We start from the raw sequence: 24,384 nt of genomic DNA, 5'->3' as shown, positions 1-24,384 counted from the left end.
TTGCCAGTGAGAGATGCGCGGTTGCCAAGCGATCCGCGTATCCCCACTATCGCCAGATGCGCGCCGAACCGCAAGCCGCCGTTTACCGGCCCGATCCGCAAATCCTCAGCCTGTCAGACTGGTTGGGCGATGCTGTCGCGCCAGCCGATTTTCCGAAGACCGAAATCCGGTACCGCAATAGTCGCTGGGACAAGGCGGTTGGCATGGGCAATCTTTCCGACGAAGACTGGGCCAAGCACTTCAGTCGCTTCGTGCCCCTCGATGATAACCTTCCTCAGCCGCTGGCGCTACGGTATCACGGGCATCAGTTTCGGACTTACAACCCGGAAATCGGCGACGGACGGGGATTCTTGTTTGCGCAGCTGCGCGATGGTGATGGCAGATTGTTGGATCTGGGCACCAAGGGATCGGGAACCACGCCCTATAGCCGCACCGCAGATGGACGCCTGACACTCAAGGGCGGAGTGCGCGAGATCCTGGCCACCGAAATGCTCGAAGCGCTGGGTGTCTATACCAGCAAGACCTTCTCGATTGTCGAGACCGGCGAAGAGCTGTGGCGCAATGACGAGCCCTCACCGACCCGCTCGGCAGTGATGACCCGCCTCAGCCACGGGCATATCCGGATCGGCACCTTCCAGCGATTGCTGGCTCTGGAAGAGCGCGATCACATGGAGCAGCTGGTGGATTACTGCCTCACGCAGTTCCCCGGCCCTGCTGCTCCCGAAGGTGCCACTGCGGGTGACGAGCCCGCCGTGATACTGATGCACCAGGTGGTCGAGCGGCTTGCCGATCTTGCAGCCAGCTGGATGGTCGCCGGCTTTGTCCATGGCGTACTCAACACTGACAATATGAATATCACCGGCGAAAGCTTCGATTACGGGCCATGGCGCTGGCTACCGGCTTGGGATTCGGGTTTTACCGCAGCCTATTTCGACCAAACCGGTCTCTACGCTTTTGGGCGCCAACCTGAGGCCTTGCATTGGAATTGCGGCCAATTCGCGGTAGCGTTGCGGCTTCTGGCCGATGCACCGCCCCTGCTTGAAGCGATGGAGCGATTTGGCCCGCTCTACATGGCAGCCATCGGACGGCGATGGTGCTGGCGCATGGGTTTGTCGTCCCGCGGCGAAGAGAAAGATGCGCAATTGGTGTCGGCTGCCGAGAAAACGATGCGCGAAAGCAAGGCCCAGCCCGACCAATTTTTCCACCGCCATCGCTATGGCCGCGGAGCACAAGGCGAGTTCGCCGAGGCCCTCGGCGGCTACGCGCCAATCGAGGAGCCAAATCGATATTGGCAAGAAGAGGCAGTCCAATCGATGTTGGTCGATGAAGTCGAAGCTCTGTGGTCCGCGATTGACCAGCGCGATGATTGGCAACCGCTGGATGATAAGGTCAGCGCGATACGGCGTTTGGGCGCAGCCTTGGGTAATCCGCCCGCTCCCGGCGGACATCTAACCCAATCTACGTAGTATCTCCCGTATTCTAATCGCATTCCACCGACTTTGCTGCTTTGGATTTGGAAAGCGCGCGCGGCTATGGCAAGGGCCGAAACCAAGAGATAGACATGGCACAATCCGACGGCGAAACACCAACTGAAGACACGTCTGAGAATGCGCCTAATGAGGCGCGTGAGGATGTGCAGGCGAACATGATCGTCTCTCTTGAACCGGCTACCGGAGACGAGGTCTGGCGCGGCGAAGCCGGTGATGTCGATATTGCTGTCGGCACCGCACGGGAAGCCTGGTTTGCATGGGCGGCGGAACCTCTTGCCGTGCGCATGGAACTGCTGCGGCGTTTCGCCAATGTGGTACGCAAGCAGGCCGACGCATTTGCCGAACTGATCGCGCGAGAAACAGGCAAGCCACGCTGGGAAGCCTCCACCGAAGTCGAAGCGGTGATTGCCAAGGTCGAAATCTCGATCCAGGCTTATGCCGAGCGGACGGGCATGAAAAAGCTCGACAGCGCGCTCCAGGGCACCGCCGCCGTGCGCCACAAGCCACACGGTGTACTGGCTGTGCTTGGACCATATAACTTCCCTGCACACCTGCCCAACGGTCACATCGTCCCGGCGCTGATCGCGGGCAATACAGTGGTCTTCAAACCAAGCGAAAAGACTCCCGCAACAGGCGTATTCCTGGTGGCTTGCATGCACGAGGCCGGGATCCCGGAAGGAGTGGTCCAGGTCCTCGTCGGCGGCCCCGAAGAAGGCAAGGCGCTGGTCGCGCATGACGATATCGACGGCGTGCTGTTTACCGGATCTGCCCGTGCAGGAATTGCGATCAATCGCAAGCTCGCCAGCAATCCGGGCAAGATTGTTGCGCTAGAAATGGGCGGCAACAATCCGATCGTGGTGATAAAGACGCCCAAGGTCGAAGACGCCGCGATTACGATCATCCAGTCCGCTTTCACGACTGCCGGGCAACGCTGCACGGCTGCACGAAGGTTGATCATCGTCGAAGAGATGTACGACGAGATTGTCGAGGCGGTAAAGAAGCTGGCTGATCGCATCATCGTCGACGAGCCCTTCGCCGAAACGCAGCCGTTCATGGGTCCGGTGATCGATAACCAGACTGCAGAATTGCTGATGGAAAGCTTCCTTGCGCTGCTTTCCCGCGGAGGTAAGGCAATAAAGCATATGACGCGGCCGCACGATAACTTACCGTTTTTGAGCCCTGGCATCATCGACACTACCGATCTGGAAGAACGGCCCGACATCGAGCTTTTCGGCCCGCTTCTGCAGGTCATCAAAGTCCCGGATTTCGATGCCGCCATTGCTGAAGCAAACAACACACGATTCGGGCTTTCAACATCGCTGATTGGTGGCCAGCCAGAAGACTTCGAAAAGTTTTGGGCCGCCGCCCGTGCTGGTATCGTCAACTGGAACCGGCCGACCAACGGCGCTTCTTCCGCACAACCCTTCGGAGGCATCGGTCTATCTGGCAACCATCGCCCCGCGGCCTATTACGCAGCAGATTACTGCGCCTATCCGGTGGCAAGCACAGAAATGACGTCACCGCGCGCCTCGCTCGGCGTGGGCTTCAGCGAGTAATCGTCGCGCCACCTAAAGTTGAAGGCGCCCCCTACTCCAGATGAAGCAAGGGACGCCTTCCGCAGCCCGGTGGAAGCTGCGCTTACGACCACGGGTGGGCGCGGCCGAAGCTCTAGAGATTTTTCAGTTTAGCGGCAGCGTGAATTGCTGCGATCAATCGAACGACCCAGGATTGCGCCGCCTGCGGCGCCAAGTATGGCGCCAAGCGTGCGGTCACCATTGCGGCCGGCAACTTCATGACCGATCAGACCGCCAACCGCTGCACCGATGAGTAGACCGGTAGTGCCGTCTTTCCGGCGACAGTAATAGCGACCATCATCACCGCGCCACACGCGCGTGTCGCGATAGACCGGCTCATCGTAGTAGGCGCGGCGATAATTGCGGCCATCGGAGTAGCGATCATGATGACGGTGGCCGTAGGCCTTGCCGCGTTTCCAGTGCTTGCGCTTGTGATGCTGCAAGACCTGCTCGGCTCGATGTGTTGCAACCTCGGCTTGCGCTGACGCCACCGCGTGGGAAGGTACCGCCGCTTGTGCGGTGATCGGCACAGCCAATGCCAGTACCGGGGCCGCAAATGCGAAGGCTGCGCTTTTCAGAGATGGACCGGTCATTATCGAATTCCTTGATTCACAAAGCGGAGGAATGATTCGCCCGCTTCGATTTGTTCACAATTAGAGATGTTTTCCTGAACAAATCGCAACACGCTGTGCAGCAATTGAAAGTTGCGACGAACCGATGGCATGGCCGCGACGAAACGATTTCTTGCCGTCGCCAAGCACGCTTCCTAAGGCCGATCAATGAGTGAGCAATGTCCTGATTCTGCGCCATCAGGGTTGCCACACGCGCTCGGAGCCTACCTCATCTGGGGCTTCCTTCCGCTATACCTGATTCTGGTTAGCGAGGTCCCGCCTTTCGAATTCGTAGGATGGCGCATCCTGTGGACTGTACCGTTCTGTTTCCTCATCGTCGCGTTGCGCCGGCAATGGTCGGAAATCCGCTTTGCATTCACCGATGGCAAAGCGCTTGTCACTCTCGTCGCCAGCGCTTCGTTGATAGGATTGAACTGGTTCATCTATATCTGGGCAATCCAGAGCGGGCATGTCTACGCCGCCAGCATCGGTTATTATCTGAATCCGCTTCTGAATGTTTTGCTTGGCACGTGGCTGCTAGGAGAGACATTGACGCGGCGCCAATGGCTAGCGGTATCGGTGGCGGCAGCAGGGGTTGCACTTTTGCTGGGCGGTGCGCTGACTAGTCTGTGGATGAGCCTGAGTTTGGCCATCACATTCGGCCTCTACGGCCTTTTGAGAAAACAGGTTTCCGTGGGATCTCTGCCAGGACTCACCGTCGAATCGGTGCTTCTCACCCCCATATCGCTGGCTATTGTGTGGTGGTACGCGCGCCAGCCGCAAGGCTCGTCTTTCGGAAAGGATATGGAGCTGAGCTTCCTGATCGTAATCGGAGGCGTCGTCACAGCGTTTCCACTGCTTCTTTTCGCAATCGCGGCGCGGCGAATGGACTACTCGGTGATCGGTTTCATCCAGTTCCTTGCCCCGACAATCGTTTTCATCCTGGGCCTGACGGTTTTCAAACAGGAGCTTCAGCCGGCACAACTCGGTAGTTTCATCCTGATCTGGATCGCGATCGCGCTATTCATCAGCGACTTGTTTGCACGCAGCCGCGTAGCCTAACCGGCCAGCCGCCAGCCGAGCGTTTCGCCCGCATGGAAAGGTACGATGGCCGTGCCATTGGCGTCGACCTCGCCGCAAACTTCATGCTGAATTTTTTCGAGCGTGATCTTTTCCTCGTTCACGGGCAGGCCATAAAATCGCGGTCCGTTGATCGAGGCAAAGGCCTCAAACTTGTCGAGCGCGCCTTCCTCTTCAAACACGGCTGCATAGGATTCGATAGCGAAAGGTGCGTTGAAAATTCCCGCGCAGCCGCAGGCTGATTCCTTGTCCTCGCGCGCATGCGGCGCGCTGTCGGTACCGAGAAAGTACTTCGCCGAGCCAGAGGTCGCCGCATCGCGAAGAGCCAGGCGGTGCTGTTCGCGCTTGGCAACGGGGAGGCAATAAGCATGCGGCCTGATGCCGCCAACGAGCATGGCATTGCGGTTAATATGCAAGTGCTGCGGCGTGATTGTTGCAGCGACATTTTCGTTTGTGGAGTTAACGAATTCAACCGCTTGAGACGTCGTGATATGCTCGAAAACAACCTTGAGACCGGGCCGCCGCTCGACGAGTGGAGCGAGGATACGCTCGATAAACTCAGCCTCGCGATCGAACACGTCGATGTGATCTTCGGTGACTTCGCCATGCACGAGTAGCGGCATGCCGATCTCGGCCATGCGCTCGAAGATGGGCTCAAGCTTGCGAATATCGGTAACGCCATGGGCGGAATTGGTTGTCGCATTGGCAGGATAGAGTTTGGCGGCGGTCAGCACGCCTTCGGCGTGGCCGCGCACGAGATCCTCCGCATCAGTGCTGTCAGTGAGATATGCCGTCATCAGCGGCGTAAAGCCCCTCCCCTTGGGCACAGCGCCGAGAATACGCTCGCGATACTGAGCTGCCAAAGCCGTTGTCGTCACTGGCGGAGAAAGGTTGGGCATCACGATGGCGCGGGCAAATTGGCGCGCCGTGTAGCCAACCACCCCTTCCATCACCGCGCCATCGCGCAAGTGGACATGCCAGTCGTCGGGGCGGCGGATGGTTAGCACGCCAGTTTGCGGAGCAGATTTCATGCAGCGCTTCTAGCTTGCTCGCGCGGGGGATTACAGCCCCAAGGCCGCGCCTATCACGAGCTTTTCTGCCGCTGGACAAGCCACGCTTCGCCGTCGCGCGCGCCCTGCTTCCAGGTATCGTCAACATCTTCAGGATTCCTAAAGTCGATCTTGCTGGCCGCGACTTCGCTGCGTGGCTGAACATATTCGCGGTCGTCTATAGCCCTGGGAAGATTACGATAGCGGCTCGTCATCAACACCAATGTGCGCCCGCTATCCGTACTGGGAATTGGCGCCTTGTCGAACATGCCGCCATCAATCACTCGCTTGCCGTCCCAGCGCGGAACGTCGAAAATCGGTGGAATTGTTGCAGCGGCACAGATTAGGTCGATCAACTGGTTTTCACGCGCTGCCTGACGGGCATCAACTCTTATTGCTTTGAGCCCGAGCCGGCGCGTCAGGACAAGGTGTGGTGTCGAGCGGACATGCTCGTCGAGCTTGTAGAGAAAGCCAAAGATAACCGTGCTGACCCAGGCCGGAAGCCCGCTCAGGGGTATCGCCAGGCTGATTTCGTATTGCGGTCCTTCTGCAATACGTTCGAGGGAGACATTGTCGAGCGTGCTCTCAACGACCGCCCGATACAGCTCTTGATGAGGAGTAAAATTGCTGGCTTCGCGTTCTACGTTGGAGCTGTTCATTGCGAACGCGTCCTTCATCAACACCCTGAGATCGTCTTCGCAACCCCCGATCCACGCCGCAGCGCTTAAAGCACCGCCCGAGACACCGCTGACGCGGCTGGGCACCAAATCGAGCTGTTGCCCAACTTCGGCCATAAAACCTCCGTGCCAAAAGCAACGGATGCCGCCGCCAGAAAATACAAGTTGTTCGAATCCATCCGCCATCTCTTCCCAATGCGCAAAGGCACCTTATGTTTCACCTATGACCGCAACACTCCTGTTCGATCGCAAGGTTGTCCGCGTTTCACCGCGTGACAGTTCCGAGAATGCCGCCGAGTTCCTGCAGGGCCTGGTGACGAATGACGTATCGAAAGAATTGCCTACCTATGCCGCATTGTTGAGCCCACAGGGCAAGACGCTGTTCGATTTCCTCGTATGGCGCGACGGCAAGGACCTATTGCTCGATTGCGAAACCGCCGTCGCTGGTGATTTGGTGAAGCGGTTGTCGCTTTACCGCCTACGGCGACAGATCGATATCGCTTTGGATGAGAGCTTGGCTGTCCGCTGGAGCAACGATCCGATCGAAGGCGGGTCGTCCGATCCGCGCCTCGCTGCCCTCGGGTATCGCTGGATCGCACCGATATCCGATACCGACGAGCCGGCGGACAAGGCGTGGCGCGCGCATCGCCTTTCACTCGGTGTGCCAGAAGGACAGAGGGAACTGGGAGACGTCCTTTGGCTCGAAACCAATGCGCACGAGCTGAATGGCGTAAGTTTCGAAAAGGGTTGCTATATCGGGCAAGAGAACACCGCGCGGATGAACTGGCGCCAGAAGGTCAACCGGCGCCTGGTGGTCGTTCCGCTGGAACGGTCAGACGAGCAACGCCGGAAGGTCGCATACGATGAACTAGGGTTGGCGGTCGATCACTTGCGGATGGACGATATTGCGCCAGAACTGCTGCCCGTCTGGCTTCGCCTCAAGTCGACTTAGGCCTGCTCGACGCCTTCGTGGCGACCAATCAGGTCCTCAACGATGAACTTTTCGGCCACTTCGCGGGCGGTTTCCTCAGGCAGTTGGAGGGATTTCGCCAGCGGGCTGCCCATCAGAGACTGACCCAGCGCAAGGAGCACCACCGTGTGCGTCACCCGGTGCGCGGCCATTGCATCTTCGTGCCCCTCTTCCTCGGGATTGAGATCGTCGACCATTGAGTGAATCGTCTCAACAAAAGGCTCAATCGCATCCTCATGGCCCGTCGCCAGCATCCAGCTGACCAGCGCACCGCCGCCTTCACGTTCGAAGGCATCGAATGCAATGTCGACAATTTCACGCGGTGAACCGAGACCAGCCCGGCTTGCGCGCACTGCTTCTGCGACGCTCTCGCAGACGGTCTGGGCGAGGTGCGCCGCCAGAGCCCGCTGCAGCTCAGCCGCCGAACCGAAATGGTGCAGCAAATTGGCATGCGTGCGGCCGATCCGGCCTGCCACAGCTTTCAAAGTCACGGCCTGCGGCCCGGCTTCTATCAACAGTCCGCGCGCCGCTTCGAGCGCTGCCGTGCGCGATTCTTCGGGAGACAAGCGTTTGCGTGTGGCCATGGCGGCAGCGTTAACCCATTGGCGCAGCTTTGCGAAGTCATGTTGAAAACTCTTATTGACATAAATGTTAGTAATATTTACTTACACTGATGTAAGTTAAATCCCCGACCATTTCCTGGAGCCAGACGTGAACGCCCTCTCCTCACTCGACAAGACCGCCGCCCGCACCGCCCCCACTCCAGAAGATCTCACCATCACAATCCGTGACGAGCGCTTCAACCGTGACAGCACCCCCAAGCGCTGGTGGGCGGGTGAGCCATTCGGCACCGCCTGGCATAATGCCCTCTCCGCCACATTCCCGCGCGGCGAAGCCTTCTTCATCGAAGCAGTGAAGGCGCACCGTGAAGGCGCCGATCCCAAGCTCGAAGCCGAAATTCGCGCTTTCGTGAAGCAGGAAATCAACCACACACGCGAACATATCGCGTTCAATCGCCTTGCCGAAGATCATGGCTATGACATCAAGGCGATCGACCAGCGCGTTGCTGAGATGCTGGCCCTGACCAAGGATCGCCCGGCAATCGCCAATCTCGCCGTGACCATGGCGCTCGAACATTACACAGCGATGATGGCGGCAGAGTTCCTTGCGAACCCAGCACATTTCGAGAATGCCGATCCCGAGGTGCGCGCGATGTGGCGCTGGCACTCGGCCGAAGAGATCGAGCACAAGGGTGTGGCCTACGACACCTGGAACCATGCGACGCGCGACTGGTCACGATGGAAGGCCTGGAAAGTGCGCAGCCTGGTGATGATCTCGGTCACGGCTCGCTTCTTCAAGAACCGCTGGATCGATTCGCTCAACCTGCTCGAACAGGACGGCATCACCGGCTGGAAAGCAAAATGGGGCCTGTTCAAGTATCTCGCGATCAAGCCCGGGATCGTGCGCCGCATCTTCCCGGCGTGGCTGGCCTATTTCAAGCCCTGTTTCCACCCGTGGGATCACGACGATCGCGAGTTGATTGGGCTTTACGAAGGCGAATTTGAAGACGCCCTTCTCCCGGCTGAATAACCCCTCAACGAATGCGCGCCGCCCAGTTAGGCGGCGCGCTTCATTTCATAGGGCGAGAATTCCTCCGGACCGTCCGCCAGATCTATTGCATAGCGCCGCGACATGACCGTTTCTCCGCGGGCAAGTGAGAACTGCGGCCTCATCTCTCCCGTAAAGCGGAAGCCGGCTTTTTCTAGCACTCGTCCGGATGCCGGGTTATCGACGAAGTGACCGGCGTGGATGCGCGCAAAACCCATGGCCCGCGCCACTTCCAGAACCGCCTTGGCAGCCTCGGTGGCAATGCCCCTACCCCACCATTGGCGCGCGATCCAATAACCAAGCTCAACGCGGTCTTCGTCCTCGTGCAGACCGCACATGCCGACAAGCGGCCCGTCAACTTCGCCCGGCAAGGTGAGCGCAAAACGCGGCAGTTTGCTGCCATCGTCGAGGCGAGAAAGAAATTCGACCGCATTGTCCATGGTGTAGGGCCATGGGGCGCGCGCTAGATTACGTACGATCACTTCTTCGCCGATCCCTTGGGTGACGGCCTTCGCATCCTCAATCCATGCAGGCCGCATGAACAGGTTTTCGCTGCGGTGGAACATCGGTCTTCTCCTCATCTCGCCAGCGCACCGGGCTCCTACTCCGGCTACGTGACAGCTTCATGATGGCAGGCCTTGCGGCCAGCCGGCTTTTACGAGGGAGAAACGACAAGAGGGAGACGGGTCGGCCCCATCTCCCTCTAAGTAGTGCCGGTGGTTAACCCGGCTGGGACCGTCCCGCTTGGACGATCCCCTAATCGAACCGTCCGTTTATTCGGCTGCTTCCGCCATCATGTCTACCGACACGTATTTGCGGCCGAGCTTACCTTTGTGGAATCGCACAATGCCGTCAGTAAGCGCGAACAGCGTGTGATCCTTGCCCATGCCGACATTGGTTGCCGGGTAGAACTTGGTCCCGCGTTGGCGCACAATAATGTTGCCGGCGACGACTGCTTCGCTGCCGAACTTCTTCACACCGAGGCGACGACCGGCTGAATCGCGACCGTTACGCGATGAACCGCCTGCTTTCTTATGTGCCATCGTTCCGGATCCTTACTTCTTGTCAGTCTTCTTGGCCGCTGCCTTCTTGGCAGGAGCCTTCTTCGCAGCAGGCTTCTTGTCCGCTGCCTTCTTGGTAGCCGCGGCCTTCTTCGGCGCGGCCTTCTTGGCCTTGGGAGCCGCCTTCTCTTCAGAAGTGTCCTTCTTGGGAGCAGCCTTGGCTTCTTCCTTCTTCGGCGCAGCCTTCTTTTTGCCTTCGCCGACGTCGGTGATGCGCAGCAGCGTCATCTGCTGACGATGGCCGAGCTTACGGCGATAGTTATGCCGGCGGCGCTTCTTGAAGATAACCACCTTTTCGCCCTTGGCTTGGGCGATAATTTCGGCCGAAACGGTGACCTTGGATGCGTCAGCGATATTATCGCCTTCGCCTGCCAACAGGACATCGCCCAGCGTGATGGTGTCGCCGGCTTCCCCAGCGAGCTTCTCAACCGCAATCTTGTCTCCGGCGGCAACCCGGTACTGCTTGCCGCCCGTACGCACTACAGCGAACATGGTGCTATTCTCTCATTCAATTTGCTGTGCCCATTCCCCATGGAATCGGCGCGCTCAAGCCACCGCCGCGAAGCGGGCGCTTGAAAGATGGGTGCCATTAAGGGGAGCAGGCCAGCAAGTCAACGTCGGATTGCTGCATTTTCTGCCGCTGGATCAGTCTGATCATCATGCTATGGAGCGCAGCGATGTTCCCTTTGTCTCGCCACTATCTGAGTCTCTCCATTGCCGCCACCATCTTGTCTGGCTGCGCGGGCGATCCAGGCCGTTATCCCTCGCTCGATATCCGCCCCGCAGAGCGGATTCAGGGATCAGTCAATCCGGCAGCCCCCTTTCCATTTCCCGAACAGCCTGCAGTAAGCGAACAGACCCTTGCCACCATCACGGAACGAGCTCGCTCTGCTCACGCGGAATTTCTTTCCGCAGCACCGCGCGCGGCGCAATTGGCAAGCAGCGTCTCGGGCCGCGAAGCGGGCAGCAACGAGTGGGCGGCGGCGCAAGTCGCATTAGCCGATCTCGATTCGGCCCGTAGCAGCGCTGCGATTTCGCTCGGCGAACTCGATATACTCTACGTCGACGCAAGGCTATCCAATCAGGCGCTCGCCCCAATCGATTCGGCCCGAGAGGAAGTGCTTGCCATGCTCCGCGAAGAAGACCGCATCCTGGCTGATTTGCGTGCAACGGTCCGCTGAATGAGCTTGGCCTGCGAAACCTGCCCCGTGCGCGAACGTGCGGCGTGCTCCGTACTCGATCCCGAAGAGCGTGAAGCGCTCGCCTCAATAGGCAGAACACGCCTGATCAAACGCGGTGAGATGCTGTTTGCAGCCGGTGATGAGGACGCAGCCTGCGCCACTCTCGTAAGCGGAGCGCTCAAGGTTTCGTCATTCAATGAAGATGGCGATGAGCGCATTCTGGCGCTGATCCATCCAGCCGGATTTGCTGGCGAGCTTTTCCAGCCTTTCACCCACTATGATGTAGTTGCCTTATCGGATTCGCAGCTTTGCACATTCAGCCAGGTCGATATGGAAGCCGCGATCGAGCGTTACCCGGCGCTTGGACTGGCACTACTCCGACGCTCTCAGGAAGACTTGCACGCCGCGCGCGGTCTCCTTTCGATGACGGGAAAGAGCGATGCTGCATCGCGGGTCGCGTCCCTGATACTGGCGCTCGCGCAAGCTGCAAGCGATTCGGCTTGCCATCCCGCGGAAAGGTTTGAGCTTCCATTGTCGCGCGGCGAGATCGCCAACCTCGCAGGATTGACGATCGAAACGGTCAGTCGGCGTCTGACAAAGCTGGAAAAAGAAGGCGCTATCAAACGTGAAGGGGCGCGCGGGATCGCCCTCACAGATCCCGCGCGCCTCAAAGCAATTGCAGCAAAGGCCTAACCGAGTGGAGGCTCAGATCAGGGCAAGTATCACTGCAATTGCCAATCCCCAGAAGAATACCAGCACAGGAAGGATAAGCACCTGCGCCATGGCTTCCCCGGCAGTTACATGACCGGTGTGGGTCAATATGCCTTGCTGCCGGAAACGCCCCCAGCTCAGCGCTTTGCTAGTCTTCTCTGGTTCTAGTCTTGTCCAGATTGTCGGAAGCGAGAATCCGGCCACTATAAAGAAGCTGAAGATCACCATCGGAATGATGAGTTCGGAATTTCCGACTGCGGCGGTCAGGATGGCGAGGAAGCCAAGATAGCTTCCTACCGTCAACGCATAGGCAATCGGCGGGATCTCGAAAGTGCGATCAACTTCGTGTCGCGTATCGGCAGGCATTCTGGAATACACGACAGCTCTGTCGGCGACGAGCTCGCGTTCGAAATGTTTGGACATGAGGGCTTCTCCTTTGCTGAGAAACCTTGTTCCTTCTTTTCGCGAGTCGCACTTTGACCTGGGTCAAATCTGCCAGGATTATTGCGTCCAGCGGTCTCGGTCGGAGAAGTCTCGTTCGCGAGGCTCGATCCATTGCCAGCCATCAGCCCGCTTCTCCCGCTTCCAGAACCAGGCCGCGCTCTTCAAGTGGTCCATGCAGAAATCGACAGCCTCGATGGCATCGCGGCGGTGTCTTGAAGCAGCGGACACACACACGATCGGCTCGCCTGGCTGCAGCAAGCCAATGCGGTGCATAATCAAGAGGCCTTCGAGATTCCAGCGAATCGAAGCTTCATCTGCGAGCGCTTCCATCCCGGCAAGCGTCAACGGATCATAATGGAGCAGCTCAAGCGCTTCTACGCCTTCGCCTGCCCTCACTTTCCCAACAAACGTTGCTACACCCCCGGCATCAGGACAGGCGTGCGAGAGCTTTTCGATTTCCGGGTTCGGATCGAACGGCGATTCTAGCAGCGCGACGCGGCGCATCTCAGCCTCCGCTTACGGGCGGGAGCAACGCAACCTCGTCACCGTCTTGCGCGTTGAGCGCAGTCTTGTCGGCAAGCACCTTGCCGCCACATGCGACATTCACCCGATCATCGCGCAATTGCTCCGCGATTTCGGCTCCGACCGAATCGAGGAGGCCTTTCCAGTCTAGCGGAGCGAGCACCTCGCGCTGATCCTCGCCTGCAAGGTCTCGCAGCGGCCCAAGGAACACGATGGTCGCGGGCATCGCGCTAGCCGCCTGTCACAGACATATGGCGCGGCTGCGCGGGCTCCGCACCACGTTGGGAAATATCGAAAAAATGACGCTCGGGCTTAATTCGCATGGCTTCATCGAGCGCAGCGGACAAATTTTCATCCGGATCGTCAGACCGCAGTGCCGCGCGCAGATCAACCTGCTCGCCGCCGCCCAGGCAGGGGTAAAGCTGGCCAGTCGCCGTCACCCGTATGCGATTGCACCCGGCACAGAAGTTATTGGTGAGTGGCGAAATCACGCCAAGGCGGCCGCCCGTCTCGGTAATGTCAAAATAGCGTGCGGGACCGCCTGTCACATGTCCCGAAGGAGCCATGGTCCACGACTTTTCGAGTCTTTCGATTACCGCGGTCAGGGGCACGAAGTGATCCACCCGGTCGCCATCAACTTCGCCCAGCGGCATGACTTCGATGAGCGTCAGGTCGAAGCCCTCGCCGTGGGCCCATGCGATAAGGGACGCAATTTCGCCCTCGTTGAAGTCTTTCATCGCAACAGTGTTGATCTTGACCCTGAGCCCTGCGGCCTTGGCAGCCTGAAGTCCCTCGAGAACCTGCTCGAGACGGTCCCGCCGTGTCAGCTTGGCGAACTTCTGCTGATCGAGCGAATCGAGCGAAACATTGATCCGCCGGATCCCAGCAGCGGCCAAGTCATCAGCCATCTCGGAAAGCTGAGTGCCATTGGTCGTCAACGTAAGCTCTTCGAGCTCTTGTCCGATGTGACGCCCCAATGTGCGAACGAGGTCGATCACATCACGCCGCACCAGAGGTTCGCCGCCCGTGAGCCTGATCTTGGTAATCCCGCGGGCCATGAAGCCCAGCGCCATTCGGTATACTTCCTCAAGGCTCAGGATTTCTGCTTTGGGCAGAAATTGCATGCGCTCGGGCATGCAGTACTGGCACCGAAGATCGCAGCGATCCGTCACTGAAAGGCGCAAATAGCTGATGTGCCGCTGGTAGCGGTCCACAAGGCCAGTTTGGTGCTTGGCTTCTGTCATCTCAGGGGCATTATGGGCCTTTTGCGGACGGTTATCCATGGGTCTTGAGGTATTGCCCTGTCACACCGGGAGCACCTGCCAGATAGGATAGCGTAGCGGCGATCGCCGCCTCGTCGCTACCCGCGACGACATTCACCCGCTTGGGAGCGTTGGCACGAGCGAGATCCCGCGCTGCCGACCGGCGCCAGTCGTCATGATCGTAGGTTGCGTCCGACATGACGATGACGACTTCATCTGCTGCGCTGAGCGCATCCGCGATCTTGTCGATCCACTCGCTGTGAAAAACCCCCGCAGCTTCGAGAGCGCTATCGGGCAGTTCTGCGATCCGTAGCTCGGCCTGCCCCGCCATTCAGCGTCTCTCGCGACGCATGGTGATGCCGATCTTCTCATTAGCTTCGGCGATCGCCAGTTTGACGATCTTGACCATTACTGCCTGGACCCGCTTGTCCTGCACCAGCAGCGTCTCGCAGATGTGATCGGCGAGCGACTCGATCAGCTTGAAATGCACGCCTTTCGGCAGCGCGTCCGAGGCTGCGAATTTCAAGTCCATGTAATTCTTGCTCTCGGAAAGCGGCGTATCCGGGTCGTAGCGCTCGGCAATCTTCATCTCGGCGGAAACCGAGATGCGGAGCGGCTGCGGCTTGCCGGTCTCCTCGGAGTAAATCCCGGTGAGCACGTCAACTTCAAGATCGGCAACTTCGAGAGTGAGCGAATCGGCCATTGCAGTCCCTTAGCGCGGATTGGACCAGCGCGCGAAGATCGCGGTCGGAAGCAGGCGCGCGCCGTCACCATCCTCACGAACGGCCAGATCACCGTGCTCAATCTCACCGGGCATGTCGGCAAAATGTTCATTGAGCAGCCCAGCAAGCGAAAGGCTACTCATCCGCACCGCGTAGACCGTGAGGAAAAGGAAGCTGCTCTCTTCGTCCAACAGTCGGCGGCAATCGGCAACGAGATCGGGCAAGCCTGCCTCCAAGCGCCAGGTTTCATTCTTTGGTCCGCGTCCGAATTTCGGGGGATCGAGAATAATCCCGTCATAACGGTTTTCGCGCCTTACCTCGCGCGCGGTAAACTTAGACGCATCATCGACCAGCCATCGGATCGGACGATCCTCCATGCCGGACAGCGCTGCATTCTCGCGGGCCTGCGCGACCGATTTCTTGCTCGCATCGACGTGAGTAACCTTGCCGTAACGGCTCAACGCGAGCGATCCGACGCCGGTATATCCGAACAGGTTGAGCGTTTGCGCATTATCTCGTTCGCCCAATTGCGCGCCCATCCAGTCCCATACCGGAGCCATATCTGGGAAGAAGCCAAGATGCCGGAAAGGCGTACACTGTGCGTTGAAGCGGATGCCGTCGCGCCAGTCGAGCGGCCAGCCGTCTTCGGGAACAGGATTGTCGAAGATCCAGCGCCCGCCGCCATCGTCGTCCGAGCCAGGCACGAATTCGCCATCGGCGTTCCATTCGGCAAGGCGCGGCGACCACATCGCCTGTGGCTCGGGACGGATAAAGCGACGGAGCCCGTACTGCTCGAACTTGCGGCCATTGCCGCTGTCGAGCAGGCGATAGCTTTTCCAGCCCTCGCCCGCGAGCAACCGCGCCTGAGTAACCAGCGTCGCCATCAGGCAACCGGCGTGGCGTAGCTCTCGACGAACTTCGCCACCGCATCATAGTCACCGGGCAATTCAGTGTAGCTTTCTTCGCGCGAAAACAGGTCGCCCACGCGCGCAGGTAGCGAGGGACGCAGGCCTGTTGCGCGCTCGACCGCGTCGGGAAACTTGGCAGGATGCGCCGTCGCCAGCGTGATGATCGGGATCGCAGGATCGATCGCGGTACTGCGCGCCGCATGGAGACCGATAGCGGTATGCGGGTCGATAAGCTCGCCGCTCGCCTCGCACGCCCAACGCATCGCCCGTGACATCTCATCCGGATCACAGCGTGTACTGGTGAAGAGGCCCGACGCACCTTCGCGCTGCGCATTGGTGAGCTGCATTGCCTTTGTCTCTTCGAAGCCATGCATCTGCGCCGCCAAAGCCTGTCCATCTCGGCCGCCCACATCAAACAGCAAGCGCTCGAAATTCGAGCTGACCTGTATATCCATCGAAGGCGCGGCAGTGGGCGTGACGGTACCCGCCGAATAGTCACCGCTCGACAACGCGCGGTGGAGGATATCGTTGATATTTGTTGCGACGATCAGCTGTTCGATCGGCAGTCCCATTTTCGCGGCAACATATCCGGCAAAGACATCGCCAAAATTGCCCGTCGGCACGCTGAAGGCGACTTTGCGATGCGGCGCCCCGAGCTGCACCGCCGAAGCGAAGTAATAGACCACTTGCGCCACCAACCGCGCCCAATTGATCGAATTGACCGCACTGATGTGGAAACGGCTGGTCATGGCCACGTCGCGGAACATTCGCTTCACCATCGCCTGCGCATCGTCAAAGCTGCCTTCGATGGCGATGTTGTGCACATTGGGCGCGCGTACTGTGGTCATTTGACGGCGCTGGACATCGCTCACCCGCCCTTTGGGATGGAGCATGAAGATATCGATCTTCTCGCGTCCCGCGACAGCGTCGATGGCAGCCGATCCGGTATCACCACTGGTCGCGCCGACAATCGTCAGGTGATCCTCGCGCCGTGAGAGAAATTTCTCGAATAGCAGGCCGAGCAATTGCAGTGCGACATCCTTGAACGCTAGAGTCGGTCCGTGGAACAATTCCAACAGCCATTGCTGCTCGTCGAGCTGCTTGAGTGGGGTGACTGCAGCGTGCGAGAACCGGCCATAGGCCTGATCGCACAGCGCGCGGACTTCGTTTTCACTGAGGCAATCACCGACGAAAGGCGTGATGACGCGTGTGGCCAGTTCGACATAAGACAGCCCCGCCATCGCTGCGATCTCATCCGCACTGAATTGCGGCCATTCGGACGGCAGGAAAAGGCCGCCATCGGGCGCAAGACCAGCGAGCGTAGCGCCTTCGAAATCGAGCGCCGAACCATTTTCTTGGGCGCTGCCACGGGTCGAGACATATTCCATGATGGGCGGCGGTTAGCCGTGCACGGCGCAAGGAGCAAGCAAGAGCGGCTTTAGCCCTGCGAAGTCCGTCGCCTCCGCCGCAACGCCAGGACGTAGATCACCAGCGCGGTCAATGCGAAAAAGAACCACTGCCCAGCATAGGCCAAGTGGTTGTTGGGGAGGTCGCGCGGATCGGGAAGAGCAGCATCCTTTAGACCGGCGACAGGCGGGCTCGCAACAATCCGCGGGCCAGGCGCAATAATGCCCATGACTTCGCCTCCATCGTAGGAAACCGGTACGGGCCTACGTGACCAGCCAAGCACGACGGTAATCAGGTCACCATCCTTAGTAGTGCATTGTGCCGAATGAAGCCAACCAGTCTCGCCTTCGCGGCTCCGTCCACCTCTTGCATCAATCGCAGCCACACTGGCGCAGACCAGCCGCGTATGGCGATAGAGCGCGCTTTCGACCTCTGCCTCGCCTTTCGGCCACTGCACATCGGAACTCATGGCAAGCGATTGCTCGGCCCGCGCAATCAGCGCTTCCTTCTCCTCGGCCCGGCCCAGTTGCCAGATGCCAAGCGCTATCATGGTCGCCACGGCTGCGGCGACCACGATTGTCGGGATGATTGGAATGCGCGGCATGTCAGCCGACACAGCTTCCTAGATGCTGGGAGCGCCCCAGCCGCCCCAGACATAGATAGCGACGAACAGGAACAGCCACACCACGTCAACGAAGTGCCAGTACCAGGCAGCCGCTTCGAAGCCGAAGTGTTGCTTGGGCGTGAAGTGGCCCTTGTAGGTACGCACGAGGCAGACGATCAGGAAGATTGTGCCGATGAGCACGTGGAAGCCGTGGAAACCAGTCGCCATGTAGAAGGCCGAACCATAGGTATTCTGGCCGAATGGGAATGGTGCGTGGCTGTACTCATAAGCCTGGATGCAGGTGAACAATACGCCCAGCGCGATCGTCAGCCAGAGGCCCTTCTTGAGCCCCTCGCGGTCGCCATGTATCAGCGAATGGTGCGCCCAGGTCACGGTCGTGCCCGAGCACAGCAGGATCAGCGTGTTGAGCAGCGGGAGCTTGAACGCGTCGAGAACCACGATTCCTTGCTGTGGGAACTGACGGGCCGCGGCTTCGCCATCCTGTCCGAAGAGGCTTTGCGTCACCCCGTCGACCACTTCGAGTGGCGCGGGGAACAATGAGAAGTCGAAGAAGGCCCAGAACCAGCCGACGAAAAACATCACTTCCGACGCGATGAACAGGATCATGCCGTAACGCATATGAAGCTGGACAACCGGTGTGTGATCGCCGCCTTCGGCTTCCTTCACGACATTCGAGAACCAGGCAAAGAACGTTGCGATAAGACCCATGATCCCGAGGCCCAGCACGATCGGCCAGCTTGGCATTTCGTGCATCATCAGCACCATGCCGGTGGTGAAAGTCACCGCAGCGGTCGCGCCGATCAGCGGCCAGATGTCTGGTTCGAGAATATGATAATCGTGATTAACGTTGCCGGCCATGAAATCGGATCCCGTTGGTAAGTTTGCGCTGCCCTTAATAGCCCCGGCGCGCGAGGTCCAGAGGGTTACGAGGTTGGAGTATCGCTGCGGTGGAAAGTATAGCTCAGAGTGATCTGCTCCAGATCCTTGGCGTTCTCATCGTCGAGGATCGCCGGATCGACGAAATAGAGCACCGGCATGCGGATTTGCTCGCCCGGCTGCAGCATCTGTTCGGTGAAGCAGAAGCACTGGATCTTGTTGAAATAGCGCCCGGCATACTCCGGCTCGACATTGAATGTCGCGGTCCCGGTGATTGGAATCGAACTGTCGTTGCGTGCGGTATAGAATGCCATATCACGCACGCCGATCTGGACGGTGTCGGTGATTTGAGCGGGCTCGAAGGTCCACGGCACATCGCGCGCGGTGGAAGCATCAAAGCGGATCGAAATCGGACGTGTGCCCGCGCTGGCAGCTATGCTCGCGGCGAGATCCGCCTCGGCACCGCTCGCTTGCTGCGTCGTCCCGCCGAAGCCGGTCACGCGGCAGAAGAGATCGTAGAGCGGCACGGCGGCATAACCGAGCCCGAGCATCGCGAGCGCGCCAAGAAAGGCATAAATTGCGGTGCGGGTATTGCGCTGATCGAGGGTTGCCGTGCTCACCGCGTCAGTCTCCCATCCTCACGATGGTGATCGCGTAGAACAGCACAACAAAAAACAGCAGCACGCCGCCAACCACGAGGTTGCGGCTCTTCTGGCGGCGCTTGAGTTCGGTTTCTTCTTCAGGTGTCATCAGATCAATCCATACTGCGCCATTACCCGGTCGATCACCAGCAACGCAAACAGGGCGAAGAGGTAAAGTATGCTGAAGGCGAACAGCTTCTTCTCCGGTTTCATTATGTCGTCTTCGCCGGCGTCACGCATGGCGACCGGAATTGATAACGCGATGAAAGCAAGCGACAAGATCAGCGCCCCAATGCCATAGACCGCTGCGGTCCCACCGATAAGCCACGGTGCCACGGCAACGGGTGCCAGCAGGATCGCATAGATCAGGATCTGGCGGCGAGTTGAGCGTTCGCCCTTCACCACCGGCATCATCGGTATCCCCACCTTGGCATAATCAGTCTGTACGAACAGTGCGAGCGCCCAGAAATGCGGCGGGGTCCACATGAAAATAATCGCGAACAGCAGAACGGGCATCAGCGTGATTTCGCCCGTCACCGCAATCCAGCCGATCAACGGCGGGAACGCCCCTGCCCCGCCGCCAATGACGATATTCTGCGGCGTGCGCGGTTTCAGCCATATGGTGTAGATAACCGCGTAATAGACGATAGAAAGTGCGAGAATACCGGCTGCCAGCCAGTGAACCGCCAAACCCATGATACCGACCGAGGTCACCGACAAAAGTATGCCGAAATCGCGCGCGTCGGTACGCTGGAGACGGCCAGCGGGGATCGGGCGCTGAGCGGTGCGCTTCATGCCCGCATCGATATCGGCTTCGAACCACTGGTTGAGCGTCGCCGCGCCGCCTGCGCCCAATGCGATGCACAGGATTGCGGTAAAGCCGATCACGGGGTTGATGCTGCCCGGCGCCGCCAGCAATCCGCAAAGTCCGGTGAAGATCACGAGGCTCATCACGCGCGGCTTGGTCAGGGCGAAAAAATCGCGCCAATCGGCGGGAAGAGTTGCGGTGGCGGGCTGGGTCATGGCGTTGGCAGTCATATAGGCCGCTAGAGTCGCATTAGCCAGTCGATAAGCAGGCGGTTGACCTCATCGGGTCGTTCCTGCTGAATCCAGTGGCCGACGCCGTCTAGGACATGTCCTTCGACATTCGTTGCGTGCTGGCGCATCAGAGCCACTGGATCGGGCGCACCGCCAAACAGGAAAGTCGCCGGATCGCGCGAACCGCCGATGAACAGCATCGGGCGCTCGATCTTCTCGTCCTTCCAGCCTTGTAACCACTCGTAGTCGGCGACGTGATTACGATAGCGGTTGAGCGGGCCACGAAAGCCCGATTGCTTGAATTCGCCTTCGTAATAATCAAGGTCTTCTTCACTCAGCCAAGGAACGGGCTGCGGATCGGGCAAACCTTGCAGGAATGTCGCTCCATAGGGTTTCATCCAGTAATCACCTTCCGGCACGTCGCCCGAGATCGAATACATCATGCGGGCAACCCAATCGCGCGGATCGTCCTCGGCTTCGGCCTCGGCGACGCCAGGTTCCTGGAAATATTCCTGATAGAAGAATAGTCCGTTGTCGGTGAAAAGCTCCTTGAAGATGTCTGTAAACGGGCGCTCCGGCACCCCGCTATATGGCACCGACATGCCGCACACGGCCCGGAAATGCTCAGGATTGGTCAGTGTCGAGTTCCAGACAATCGGCGCGCCCCAGTCATGCCCGATCAGCATAGCCGGTTCATCGGGTGACAGCGATTTGCGCAGCCCCACCAGGTCGCCGACGATCTGCTCCATCGCATAGGCTTCGACCGGATGCGGTTTGTCCGAGCCGCCATAGCCGCGCACATCGATCGCGCAGGCGGTGAAACCCGCTTCGGCTATGGGGCCGAGCTGGTGGCGCCAGGAATACCAGCTCTCGGGAAAGCCGTGGACGAGGATGGCCAGAGGACCCTCACCTTCTATGGCGCAGCGCAGGCTGATTTCGCCAACGTCTATCCGGCGCATCTCAGGCATCGTCGACCTCCTCAAAAACAAACGGCCAGCCCTTTTCAGGACCGGCCGGATGTTTGCTTATGACCTGACCGGTCAGTGTGCGGTGGCAGTGCTGCCCGGCAGGTGGTTGTGGTAATCGTGGTGGTCCTCGATAACCGGCAGCGTTTCAAACTGGTGGAACGGCGGCGGGCTGGAAAGGCTCCATTCCAGTGTCGTTGCGCCTTCGCCCCAGTAGTTCGCCGGCGCCTTCTTGCCTGCCAGGAATGCGTAGGCGAGGTTGGCGAAGAACAGCAGCATCGATGCGGCCATGATATAGTAGCCGTAGGAGCTAATCTCGTTCCAATAGCTGTATGCCGGTGTGAAGTCCGGATAGCGTCGCGGCATGCCCTGCATCCCGAGGAAGTGCTGGGGGAAGAAGATCACGTTCACGCCGATGAAGAAGCCCCAGAAATGGAGATGCGCCAGCAGCTCGGAGTGCATCTTGCCGCTCATCTTCGGGAACCAGTAGTAGAACCCGGCGAAGAGCGAGAACACCGCGCCCATCGACAGCACGTAGTGGAAGTGTGCGACCACGTAGTATGTGTCGTGCAGAGCATCGTCGATACCGCCATTGGCCAGCACCACGCCCGTCACACCGCCAACGGTGAACAGGAAGATGAAGCCCAGCGCCCAAACCATCGGTGATTTGAACTCGAGGCTGCCGCCCCACATCGTGGCAATCCAGCTGAAGATTTTCACGCCCGTTGGCACAGCGATCACCATGGTCGCCGCCGTGAAGTACATCTTCGTATTCACGTCGAGGCCAACGGTGTACATGTGGTGCGCCCACACGATGAAGCCGACCACACCGATTGCGACCATGGCATATGCCATGCCGAGATAACCGAATACCGGCTTGCGGCTAAAGGTCGCAACGATCTGGCTGACCATGCCAAAGCCCGGCAAGATCATGATGTAGACTTCGGGGTGACCGAAGAACCAGAACAAGTGCTGGTAGAGAACAGGATCGCCGCCACCCGCAGGATCGAAGAAGGTGGTGCCGAAGTTACGGTCAGTCAGTAGCATGGTGATGGCAGCAGCCAGCACCGGAAGCGCGAGCAACAGCAGGAATGCAGTGACGAGGATCGACCAAACGAACAGCGGCATCTTGTGCAGGGTCATGCCCGGTGCGCGCATGTTGAAGATGGTCGTGATGAAGTTGGTCGCACCCAGGATCGAGCCCGCACCGGCAAGGTGGAGCGAGAAGATCGCGAAGTCGACCGCAGGGCCCGCGGAACCCGAAGTGGAAAGCGGCGCATAGACTGTCCAGCCCACGCCTGCGCCCATGCCCGTTCCGCCAGGGAAAAACATCGAGAGCATCAGCGAAACGAAACCGGCTACGGTGAGCCAGAAAGAGATGTTGTTCATTCGGGGGAACGCCATATCGGGCGCGCCGATCATCAACGGGACGAACCAGTTACCGAAACCGCCAATCATCGCTGGCATGACCATGAAGAAGACCATGATCAGGCCGTGCGCCGTGATCAGCACGTTCCACATGTGCAGGTTGGCATCGAAACTCGCCGCTCCGCCCATGAACTCGACCCAATAGCCCAGCACCTGAATACCCGGCTGAGCGAGTTCCGCGCGCATGATGCCCGAGATGACGCCGCCGATGATCCCCGCGAAAATGGCAAAGATCAGGTACAGCGTACCGATGTCCTTATGGTTGGTGGACATGAACCAGCGGGCGAAAAAGCCCGGCTTGTGATCATGATGATCGTCGTGGGCTTCGCTGTGAGCCTGGAAGTTCTCGGCGGTAGTGGCCATGGCTGTTACTCTACTGTCCTAAATTCTTATCTCAGGCGGCTTCGGCTTCGACGACGGCTTCGCCATCTTCGGTGGTTTCGGCAGCCGCATCGACTTCTGCTTCTTCACCCACTGTGCCGCCTTGCGAACGCACCCACGCTTCCCATTGGTCGATGGGCAGTGCCTCGACCGCAATCGGCATATAGCCGTGCCGTGCACCGCACAATTCTGAACACTGGCCGTAATAGACGCCCGGTTCGTTGATGGTCAGCAGCCGTTCGTTAAGCTTGCCTGGAACCGCGTCAATCTTGAACCACAGCGCCGGAACGGCAAATGCATGGATCACGTCGGCAGCAGTAACCTGCATACGAAGCGGAACACCAGCGGGGACGACCAGACGGTTATCAACCGCCAGCTGAGGCGGCTCACCATTGGCCAGCGCTTCACCTTCCGGCAGCATGTTCGATACGAATTCGCCGACGCCATTGTCGGGATATTCGTAGCCCCAATACCACTGGTAGCCGGTGATCTTGACCGTCACTGCATTGGCGGGCGGCACTTCATATTGCCGCGCCAGAAGCGTGAGCGACGGGAATGCGATCGCGGCGAGAATCAGCGCCGGAATAACGGTCCACACCACTTCGATAAGCGTATTGTGCGTGGTTTTCGAAGGCGTGGGATTCGCCTTGCGCCGGTACTTGACCACCACCCAAAGCAGCAGCGCGAGCACGAACAAGCTGATTAATGTGATGATCGGTAGCAGGATCGCATCGTGCATCCACAACGCATAGGCGCCGTCATCCGAATACTGGTCCTGGAAGCTAAGTCCACGATCGACCGGCATGCCTTTTCCAGGCGTGGGAGCCATCGGGGTGTATGCCGACTCGGTCGCGACATCTTCCACCGGTGCTGCTTCATCCTGAGCAAAAGAAGCCCGTGGCACAAGTGCCAGCATGATGGCTATGGCCAGTGTGGCGAGGAGCGCCACCGCACGGTGTCGCAGGAGGTTTCGTGTTAGACCGAAATTCATCAGATCGACGCTTTCCGCTTTTCAGTTGTCGGGGCCGTTGCATCCGTCAAAAGAACGACATGCGCCGACCGGAAACCCCCTGAGGGAGGTCAGTTTGGGCTGCCCTATAGGCGCGCTTGCCCCATGCCTCAAGCGCTTCTAGGGAGAAAAATGTGCAAGTGC

General features: G+C 59.2%; 30 protein-coding genes. 7 read left to right on the top strand and 23 right to left on the bottom strand.

The window, feature by feature from the left end:
- Positions 1-56: 56 nt before the first annotated feature.
- Positions 57-1,466 (top strand): protein adenylyltransferase SelO family protein, encoded by a 1,410-nt coding sequence (locus ACEWMW_RS09005; RefSeq protein ID WP_409413549.1) that lies wholly within the window; start codon positions 57-59, stop codon positions 1,464-1,466.
- 179 nt (positions 1,467-1,645) lie between these two features.
- Entirely contained in the window at positions 1,646-3,046 is a 1,401-nt protein-coding gene (gene astD, locus ACEWMW_RS09000; RefSeq protein WP_409413632.1) for a succinylglutamate-semialdehyde dehydrogenase, read from the top strand.
- A gap of 128 nt (positions 3,047-3,174) precedes the next feature.
- On the opposite strand, the gene ACEWMW_RS08995 is transcribed toward astD, so the two are convergent.
- Positions 3,175-3,657, bottom strand: coding sequence for a glycine zipper 2TM domain-containing protein (locus ACEWMW_RS08995; RefSeq protein ID WP_409413548.1), 483 nt, complete (start codon positions 3,655-3,657; stop codon positions 3,175-3,177).
- A 186-nt stretch (positions 3,658-3,843) separates the two neighbouring features.
- Between ACEWMW_RS08995 and rarD the strand changes: the two genes are divergently transcribed.
- The gene (rarD, locus tag ACEWMW_RS08990; protein ID WP_409413547.1) at positions 3,844-4,737 is read left to right on the top strand and encodes an EamA family transporter RarD; all 894 of its coding nucleotides are present in this window, start codon (positions 3,844-3,846) and stop codon (positions 4,735-4,737) included.
- Here the strand turns inward: rarD and pyrC are convergent.
- Positions 4,734-5,786 (bottom strand): dihydroorotase, encoded by a 1,053-nt coding sequence (pyrC, locus tag ACEWMW_RS08985; RefSeq protein WP_409413546.1) that lies wholly within the window; start codon positions 5,784-5,786, stop codon positions 4,734-4,736. The genes rarD and pyrC overlap by 4 nt on opposite strands.
- A gap of 53 nt (positions 5,787-5,839) precedes the next feature.
- Positions 5,840-6,667 (bottom strand): patatin-like phospholipase family protein, encoded by an 828-nt coding sequence (locus ACEWMW_RS08980; RefSeq protein WP_409413545.1) that lies wholly within the window; start codon positions 6,665-6,667, stop codon positions 5,840-5,842.
- Positions 6,668-6,704: 37 nt separating this feature from the next.
- On the opposite strand from ACEWMW_RS08980, the gene ygfZ reads away from it, so the two are divergent.
- Positions 6,705-7,433 carry a CAF17-like 4Fe-4S cluster assembly/insertion protein YgfZ gene (gene ygfZ / locus ACEWMW_RS08975; RefSeq protein ID WP_409413544.1) on the top strand — a complete coding sequence of 243 codons (729 nt, stop codon included), beginning with the start codon at positions 6,705-6,707 and terminating at the stop codon, positions 7,431-7,433.
- Here the strand turns inward: ygfZ and ACEWMW_RS08970 are convergent.
- Positions 7,430-8,035: a TetR/AcrR family transcriptional regulator gene (locus ACEWMW_RS08970; RefSeq protein ID WP_409413543.1), complete on the bottom strand. Its 606-nt coding sequence runs from the start codon at positions 8,033-8,035 to the stop codon at positions 7,430-7,432. The two genes, ygfZ and ACEWMW_RS08970, sit on opposite strands and share 4 nt — an antisense overlap.
- A gap of 127 nt (positions 8,036-8,162) precedes the next feature.
- Between ACEWMW_RS08970 and ACEWMW_RS08965 the strand changes: the two genes are divergently transcribed.
- A complete protein-coding gene (locus ACEWMW_RS08965; protein WP_409413542.1) occupies positions 8,163-9,041 on the top strand; it encodes a metal-dependent hydrolase in 879 nt (292 codons plus the stop codon).
- A gap of 26 nt (positions 9,042-9,067) precedes the next feature.
- Here ACEWMW_RS08965 and ACEWMW_RS08960 read toward each other — a convergent pair whose 3' ends face one another.
- The 3 genes from ACEWMW_RS08960 to rplU form a co-directional block, all read right to left on the bottom strand.
- The gene (locus ACEWMW_RS08960) at positions 9,068-9,625 is read right to left on the bottom strand and encodes a GNAT family N-acetyltransferase (RefSeq protein ID WP_409413541.1); all 558 of its coding nucleotides are present in this window, start codon (positions 9,623-9,625) and stop codon (positions 9,068-9,070) included.
- A 207-nt stretch (positions 9,626-9,832) separates the two neighbouring features.
- Positions 9,833-10,102: a 50S ribosomal protein L27 gene (rpmA, locus tag ACEWMW_RS08955; protein ID WP_409413540.1), complete on the bottom strand. Its 270-nt coding sequence runs from the start codon at positions 10,100-10,102 to the stop codon at positions 9,833-9,835.
- Positions 10,103-10,114: 12 nt separating this feature from the next.
- On the bottom strand, positions 10,115-10,612 hold the full coding sequence (gene rplU / locus ACEWMW_RS08950) for a 50S ribosomal protein L21 (protein WP_409413539.1): 498 nt from the start codon (positions 10,610-10,612) through the stop codon (positions 10,115-10,117).
- Positions 10,613-10,797: 185 nt separating this feature from the next.
- Here rplU and ACEWMW_RS08945 point away from each other — a divergent pair, with 185 nt between their 5' ends.
- Positions 10,798-11,301 carry a hypothetical protein gene (locus ACEWMW_RS08945; RefSeq protein WP_409413538.1) on the top strand — a complete coding sequence of 168 codons (504 nt, stop codon included), beginning with the start codon at positions 10,798-10,800 and terminating at the stop codon, positions 11,299-11,301.
- A complete protein-coding gene (locus ACEWMW_RS08940; RefSeq protein WP_409413537.1) occupies positions 11,302-11,994 on the top strand; it encodes a Crp/Fnr family transcriptional regulator in 693 nt (230 codons plus the stop codon).
- A 12-nt stretch (positions 11,995-12,006) separates the two neighbouring features.
- Here the strand turns inward: ACEWMW_RS08940 and ACEWMW_RS08935 are convergent, their stop codons facing one another.
- The 16 genes from ACEWMW_RS08935 to coxB all read right to left on the bottom strand — a co-directional run bounded on the left by ACEWMW_RS08935 (position 12,007) and on the right by coxB (position 24,147).
- Entirely contained in the window at positions 12,007-12,435 is a 429-nt protein-coding gene (locus ACEWMW_RS08935; protein WP_409413536.1) for a hypothetical protein, read from the bottom strand.
- A gap of 78 nt (positions 12,436-12,513) precedes the next feature.
- Complete coding sequence (locus ACEWMW_RS08930) at positions 12,514-12,960, bottom strand: molybdenum cofactor biosynthesis protein MoaE (RefSeq protein ID WP_409413535.1); 447 nt, start codon at positions 12,958-12,960, stop codon at positions 12,514-12,516.
- Between the two features lies 1 nt (position 12,961).
- Positions 12,962-13,204: a MoaD/ThiS family protein gene (locus ACEWMW_RS08925; RefSeq protein WP_409413534.1), complete on the bottom strand. Its 243-nt coding sequence runs from the start codon at positions 13,202-13,204 to the stop codon at positions 12,962-12,964.
- 4 nt (positions 13,205-13,208) lie between these two features.
- Positions 13,209-14,222, bottom strand: a complete 1,014-nt coding sequence (moaA, locus tag ACEWMW_RS08920) for a GTP 3',8-cyclase MoaA (protein WP_409413533.1) — start codon at positions 14,220-14,222, stop codon at positions 13,209-13,211.
- Positions 14,223-14,253: 31 nt separating this feature from the next.
- Positions 14,254-14,571: a Rossmann fold domain-containing protein gene (locus ACEWMW_RS08915; RefSeq protein WP_409413532.1), complete on the bottom strand. Its 318-nt coding sequence runs from the start codon at positions 14,569-14,571 to the stop codon at positions 14,254-14,256.
- Positions 14,572-14,943 (bottom strand): dihydroneopterin aldolase, encoded by a 372-nt coding sequence (locus tag ACEWMW_RS08910; protein ID WP_409413531.1) that lies wholly within the window; start codon positions 14,941-14,943, stop codon positions 14,572-14,574. It lies immediately after the preceding gene.
- A gap of 9 nt (positions 14,944-14,952) precedes the next feature.
- Positions 14,953-15,846 (bottom strand): class I SAM-dependent methyltransferase, encoded by an 894-nt coding sequence (locus ACEWMW_RS08905; RefSeq protein WP_409413530.1) that lies wholly within the window; start codon positions 15,844-15,846, stop codon positions 14,953-14,955.
- Positions 15,846-17,258, bottom strand: coding sequence for a threonine synthase (gene thrC, locus ACEWMW_RS08900; RefSeq protein ID WP_409413529.1), 1,413 nt, complete (start codon positions 17,256-17,258; stop codon positions 15,846-15,848). Before thrC ends, ACEWMW_RS08905 begins: the two co-directional genes overlap by 1 nt.
- Positions 17,259-17,308: 50 nt before the next feature.
- Positions 17,309-17,881: an SURF1 family protein gene (locus ACEWMW_RS08895; protein WP_409413528.1), complete on the bottom strand. Its 573-nt coding sequence runs from the start codon at positions 17,879-17,881 to the stop codon at positions 17,309-17,311.
- Between the two features lie 18 nt (positions 17,882-17,899).
- Positions 17,900-18,760 carry a cytochrome c oxidase subunit 3 gene (locus ACEWMW_RS08890; RefSeq protein WP_409413527.1) on the bottom strand — a complete coding sequence of 287 codons (861 nt, stop codon included), beginning with the start codon at positions 18,758-18,760 and terminating at the stop codon, positions 17,900-17,902.
- Between the two features lie 65 nt (positions 18,761-18,825).
- Positions 18,826-19,398: a cytochrome c oxidase assembly protein gene (locus ACEWMW_RS08885; protein ID WP_409413526.1), complete on the bottom strand. Its 573-nt coding sequence runs from the start codon at positions 19,396-19,398 to the stop codon at positions 18,826-18,828.
- A gap of 4 nt (positions 19,399-19,402) precedes the next feature.
- Entirely contained in the window at positions 19,403-19,528 is a 126-nt protein-coding gene (locus tag ACEWMW_RS08880) for a hypothetical protein (protein ID WP_409413525.1), read from the bottom strand.
- Positions 19,528-20,457 (bottom strand): heme o synthase, encoded by a 930-nt coding sequence (locus ACEWMW_RS08875; RefSeq protein ID WP_409413524.1) that lies wholly within the window; start codon positions 20,455-20,457, stop codon positions 19,528-19,530. The genes ACEWMW_RS08880 and ACEWMW_RS08875 overlap by 1 nt, the downstream gene beginning before the upstream one ends.
- A gap of 8 nt (positions 20,458-20,465) precedes the next feature.
- Positions 20,466-21,425, bottom strand: coding sequence for an alpha/beta fold hydrolase (locus ACEWMW_RS08870; RefSeq protein ID WP_409413523.1), 960 nt, complete (start codon positions 21,423-21,425; stop codon positions 20,466-20,468).
- 72 nt (positions 21,426-21,497) lie between these two features.
- Complete coding sequence (gene ctaD / locus ACEWMW_RS08865; protein WP_409413522.1) at positions 21,498-23,213, bottom strand: cytochrome c oxidase subunit I; 1,716 nt, start codon at positions 23,211-23,213, stop codon at positions 21,498-21,500.
- Between the two features lie 31 nt (positions 23,214-23,244).
- Positions 23,245-24,147, bottom strand: a complete 903-nt coding sequence (coxB, locus tag ACEWMW_RS08860; protein WP_409413631.1) for a cytochrome c oxidase subunit II — start codon at positions 24,145-24,147, stop codon at positions 23,245-23,247.
- Positions 24,148-24,384 lie beyond the last annotated feature (237 nt).

Source organism: Litorerythrobacter xanthomarinus (assembly GCF_046254955.1).
In the GTDB taxonomy this organism is placed as follows: Bacteria; Pseudomonadota; Alphaproteobacteria; order Sphingomonadales; family Sphingomonadaceae; genus Qipengyuania_C.
The sequence above is the reverse complement of the archived record's forward strand: the minus strand, read 5'-3'. Positions and strand labels throughout refer to the sequence as shown.

Excerpts from the sequence above, each read along its gene's own strand:
- ACEWMW_RS09005 (WP_409413549.1), top strand. The coding sequence starts at position 57 with ATGCGCGCCGAACCGCAAGCCGCCGTTTACCGGCCCGATCCGCAAATC.
- astD (WP_409413632.1), top strand. The coding sequence starts at position 1,646 with ATGATCGTCTCTCTTGAACCGGCTACCGGAGACGAGGTCTGGCGCGGC.
- ACEWMW_RS08995 (WP_409413548.1), bottom strand. The coding sequence starts at position 3,657 with ATGACCGGTCCATCTCTGAAAAGCGCAGCCTTCGCATTTGCGGCCCCG.
- rarD (WP_409413547.1), top strand. The coding sequence starts at position 3,844 with ATGAGTGAGCAATGTCCTGATTCTGCGCCATCAGGGTTGCCACACGCG.
- pyrC (WP_409413546.1), bottom strand. The coding sequence starts at position 5,786 with ATGAAATCTGCTCCGCAAACTGGCGTGCTAACCATCCGCCGCCCCGAC.
- ACEWMW_RS08980 (WP_409413545.1), bottom strand. The coding sequence starts at position 6,667 with ATGGCGGATGGATTCGAACAACTTGTATTTTCTGGCGGCGGCATCCGT.
- ygfZ (WP_409413544.1), top strand. The coding sequence starts at position 6,705 with ATGACCGCAACACTCCTGTTCGATCGCAAGGTTGTCCGCGTTTCACCG.
- ACEWMW_RS08970 (WP_409413543.1), bottom strand. The coding sequence starts at position 8,035 with ATGGCCACACGCAAACGCTTGTCTCCCGAAGAATCGCGCACGGCAGCG.
- ACEWMW_RS08960 (WP_409413541.1), bottom strand. The coding sequence starts at position 9,625 with ATGTTCCACCGCAGCGAAAACCTGTTCATGCGGCCTGCATGGATTGAG.
- rpmA (WP_409413540.1), bottom strand. The coding sequence starts at position 10,102 with ATGGCACATAAGAAAGCAGGCGGTTCATCGCGTAACGGTCGCGATTCA.
- rplU (WP_409413539.1), bottom strand. The coding sequence starts at position 10,612 with ATGTTCGCTGTAGTGCGTACGGGCGGCAAGCAGTACCGGGTTGCCGCC.
- ACEWMW_RS08945 (WP_409413538.1), top strand. The coding sequence starts at position 10,798 with ATGTTCCCTTTGTCTCGCCACTATCTGAGTCTCTCCATTGCCGCCACC.
- ACEWMW_RS08940 (WP_409413537.1), top strand. The coding sequence starts at position 11,302 with ATGAGCTTGGCCTGCGAAACCTGCCCCGTGCGCGAACGTGCGGCGTGC.
- ACEWMW_RS08935 (WP_409413536.1), bottom strand. The coding sequence starts at position 12,435 with ATGTCCAAACATTTCGAACGCGAGCTCGTCGCCGACAGAGCTGTCGTG.
- ACEWMW_RS08930 (WP_409413535.1), bottom strand. The coding sequence starts at position 12,960 with ATGCGCCGCGTCGCGCTGCTAGAATCGCCGTTCGATCCGAACCCGGAA.
- ACEWMW_RS08925 (WP_409413534.1), bottom strand. The coding sequence starts at position 13,204 with ATGCCCGCGACCATCGTGTTCCTTGGGCCGCTGCGAGACCTTGCAGGC.
- moaA (WP_409413533.1), bottom strand. The coding sequence starts at position 14,222 with ATGACAGAAGCCAAGCACCAAACTGGCCTTGTGGACCGCTACCAGCGG.
- ACEWMW_RS08915 (WP_409413532.1), bottom strand. The coding sequence starts at position 14,571 with ATGGCGGGGCAGGCCGAGCTACGGATCGCAGAACTGCCCGATAGCGCT.
- ACEWMW_RS08910 (WP_409413531.1), bottom strand. The coding sequence starts at position 14,943 with ATGGCCGATTCGCTCACTCTCGAAGTTGCCGATCTTGAAGTTGACGTG.
- ACEWMW_RS08905 (WP_409413530.1), bottom strand. The coding sequence starts at position 15,846 with ATGGCGACGCTGGTTACTCAGGCGCGGTTGCTCGCGGGCGAGGGCTGG.
- thrC (WP_409413529.1), bottom strand. The coding sequence starts at position 17,258 with ATGGAATATGTCTCGACCCGTGGCAGCGCCCAAGAAAATGGTTCGGCG.
- ACEWMW_RS08895 (WP_409413528.1), bottom strand. The coding sequence starts at position 17,881 with ATGCCGCGCATTCCAATCATCCCGACAATCGTGGTCGCCGCAGCCGTG.
- ACEWMW_RS08890 (WP_409413527.1), bottom strand. The coding sequence starts at position 18,760 with ATGGCCGGCAACGTTAATCACGATTATCATATTCTCGAACCAGACATC.
- ACEWMW_RS08880 (WP_409413525.1), bottom strand. The coding sequence starts at position 19,528 with ATGACACCTGAAGAAGAAACCGAACTCAAGCGCCGCCAGAAGAGCCGC.
- ACEWMW_RS08875 (WP_409413524.1), bottom strand. The coding sequence starts at position 20,457 with ATGACTGCCAACGCCATGACCCAGCCCGCCACCGCAACTCTTCCCGCC.
- ACEWMW_RS08870 (WP_409413523.1), bottom strand. The coding sequence starts at position 21,425 with ATGCCTGAGATGCGCCGGATAGACGTTGGCGAAATCAGCCTGCGCTGC.
- ctaD (WP_409413522.1), bottom strand. The coding sequence starts at position 23,213 with ATGGCCACTACCGCCGAGAACTTCCAGGCTCACAGCGAAGCCCACGAC.
- coxB (WP_409413631.1), bottom strand. The coding sequence starts at position 24,147 with ATGCTGGCACTTGTGCCACGGGCTTCTTTTGCTCAGGATGAAGCAGCA.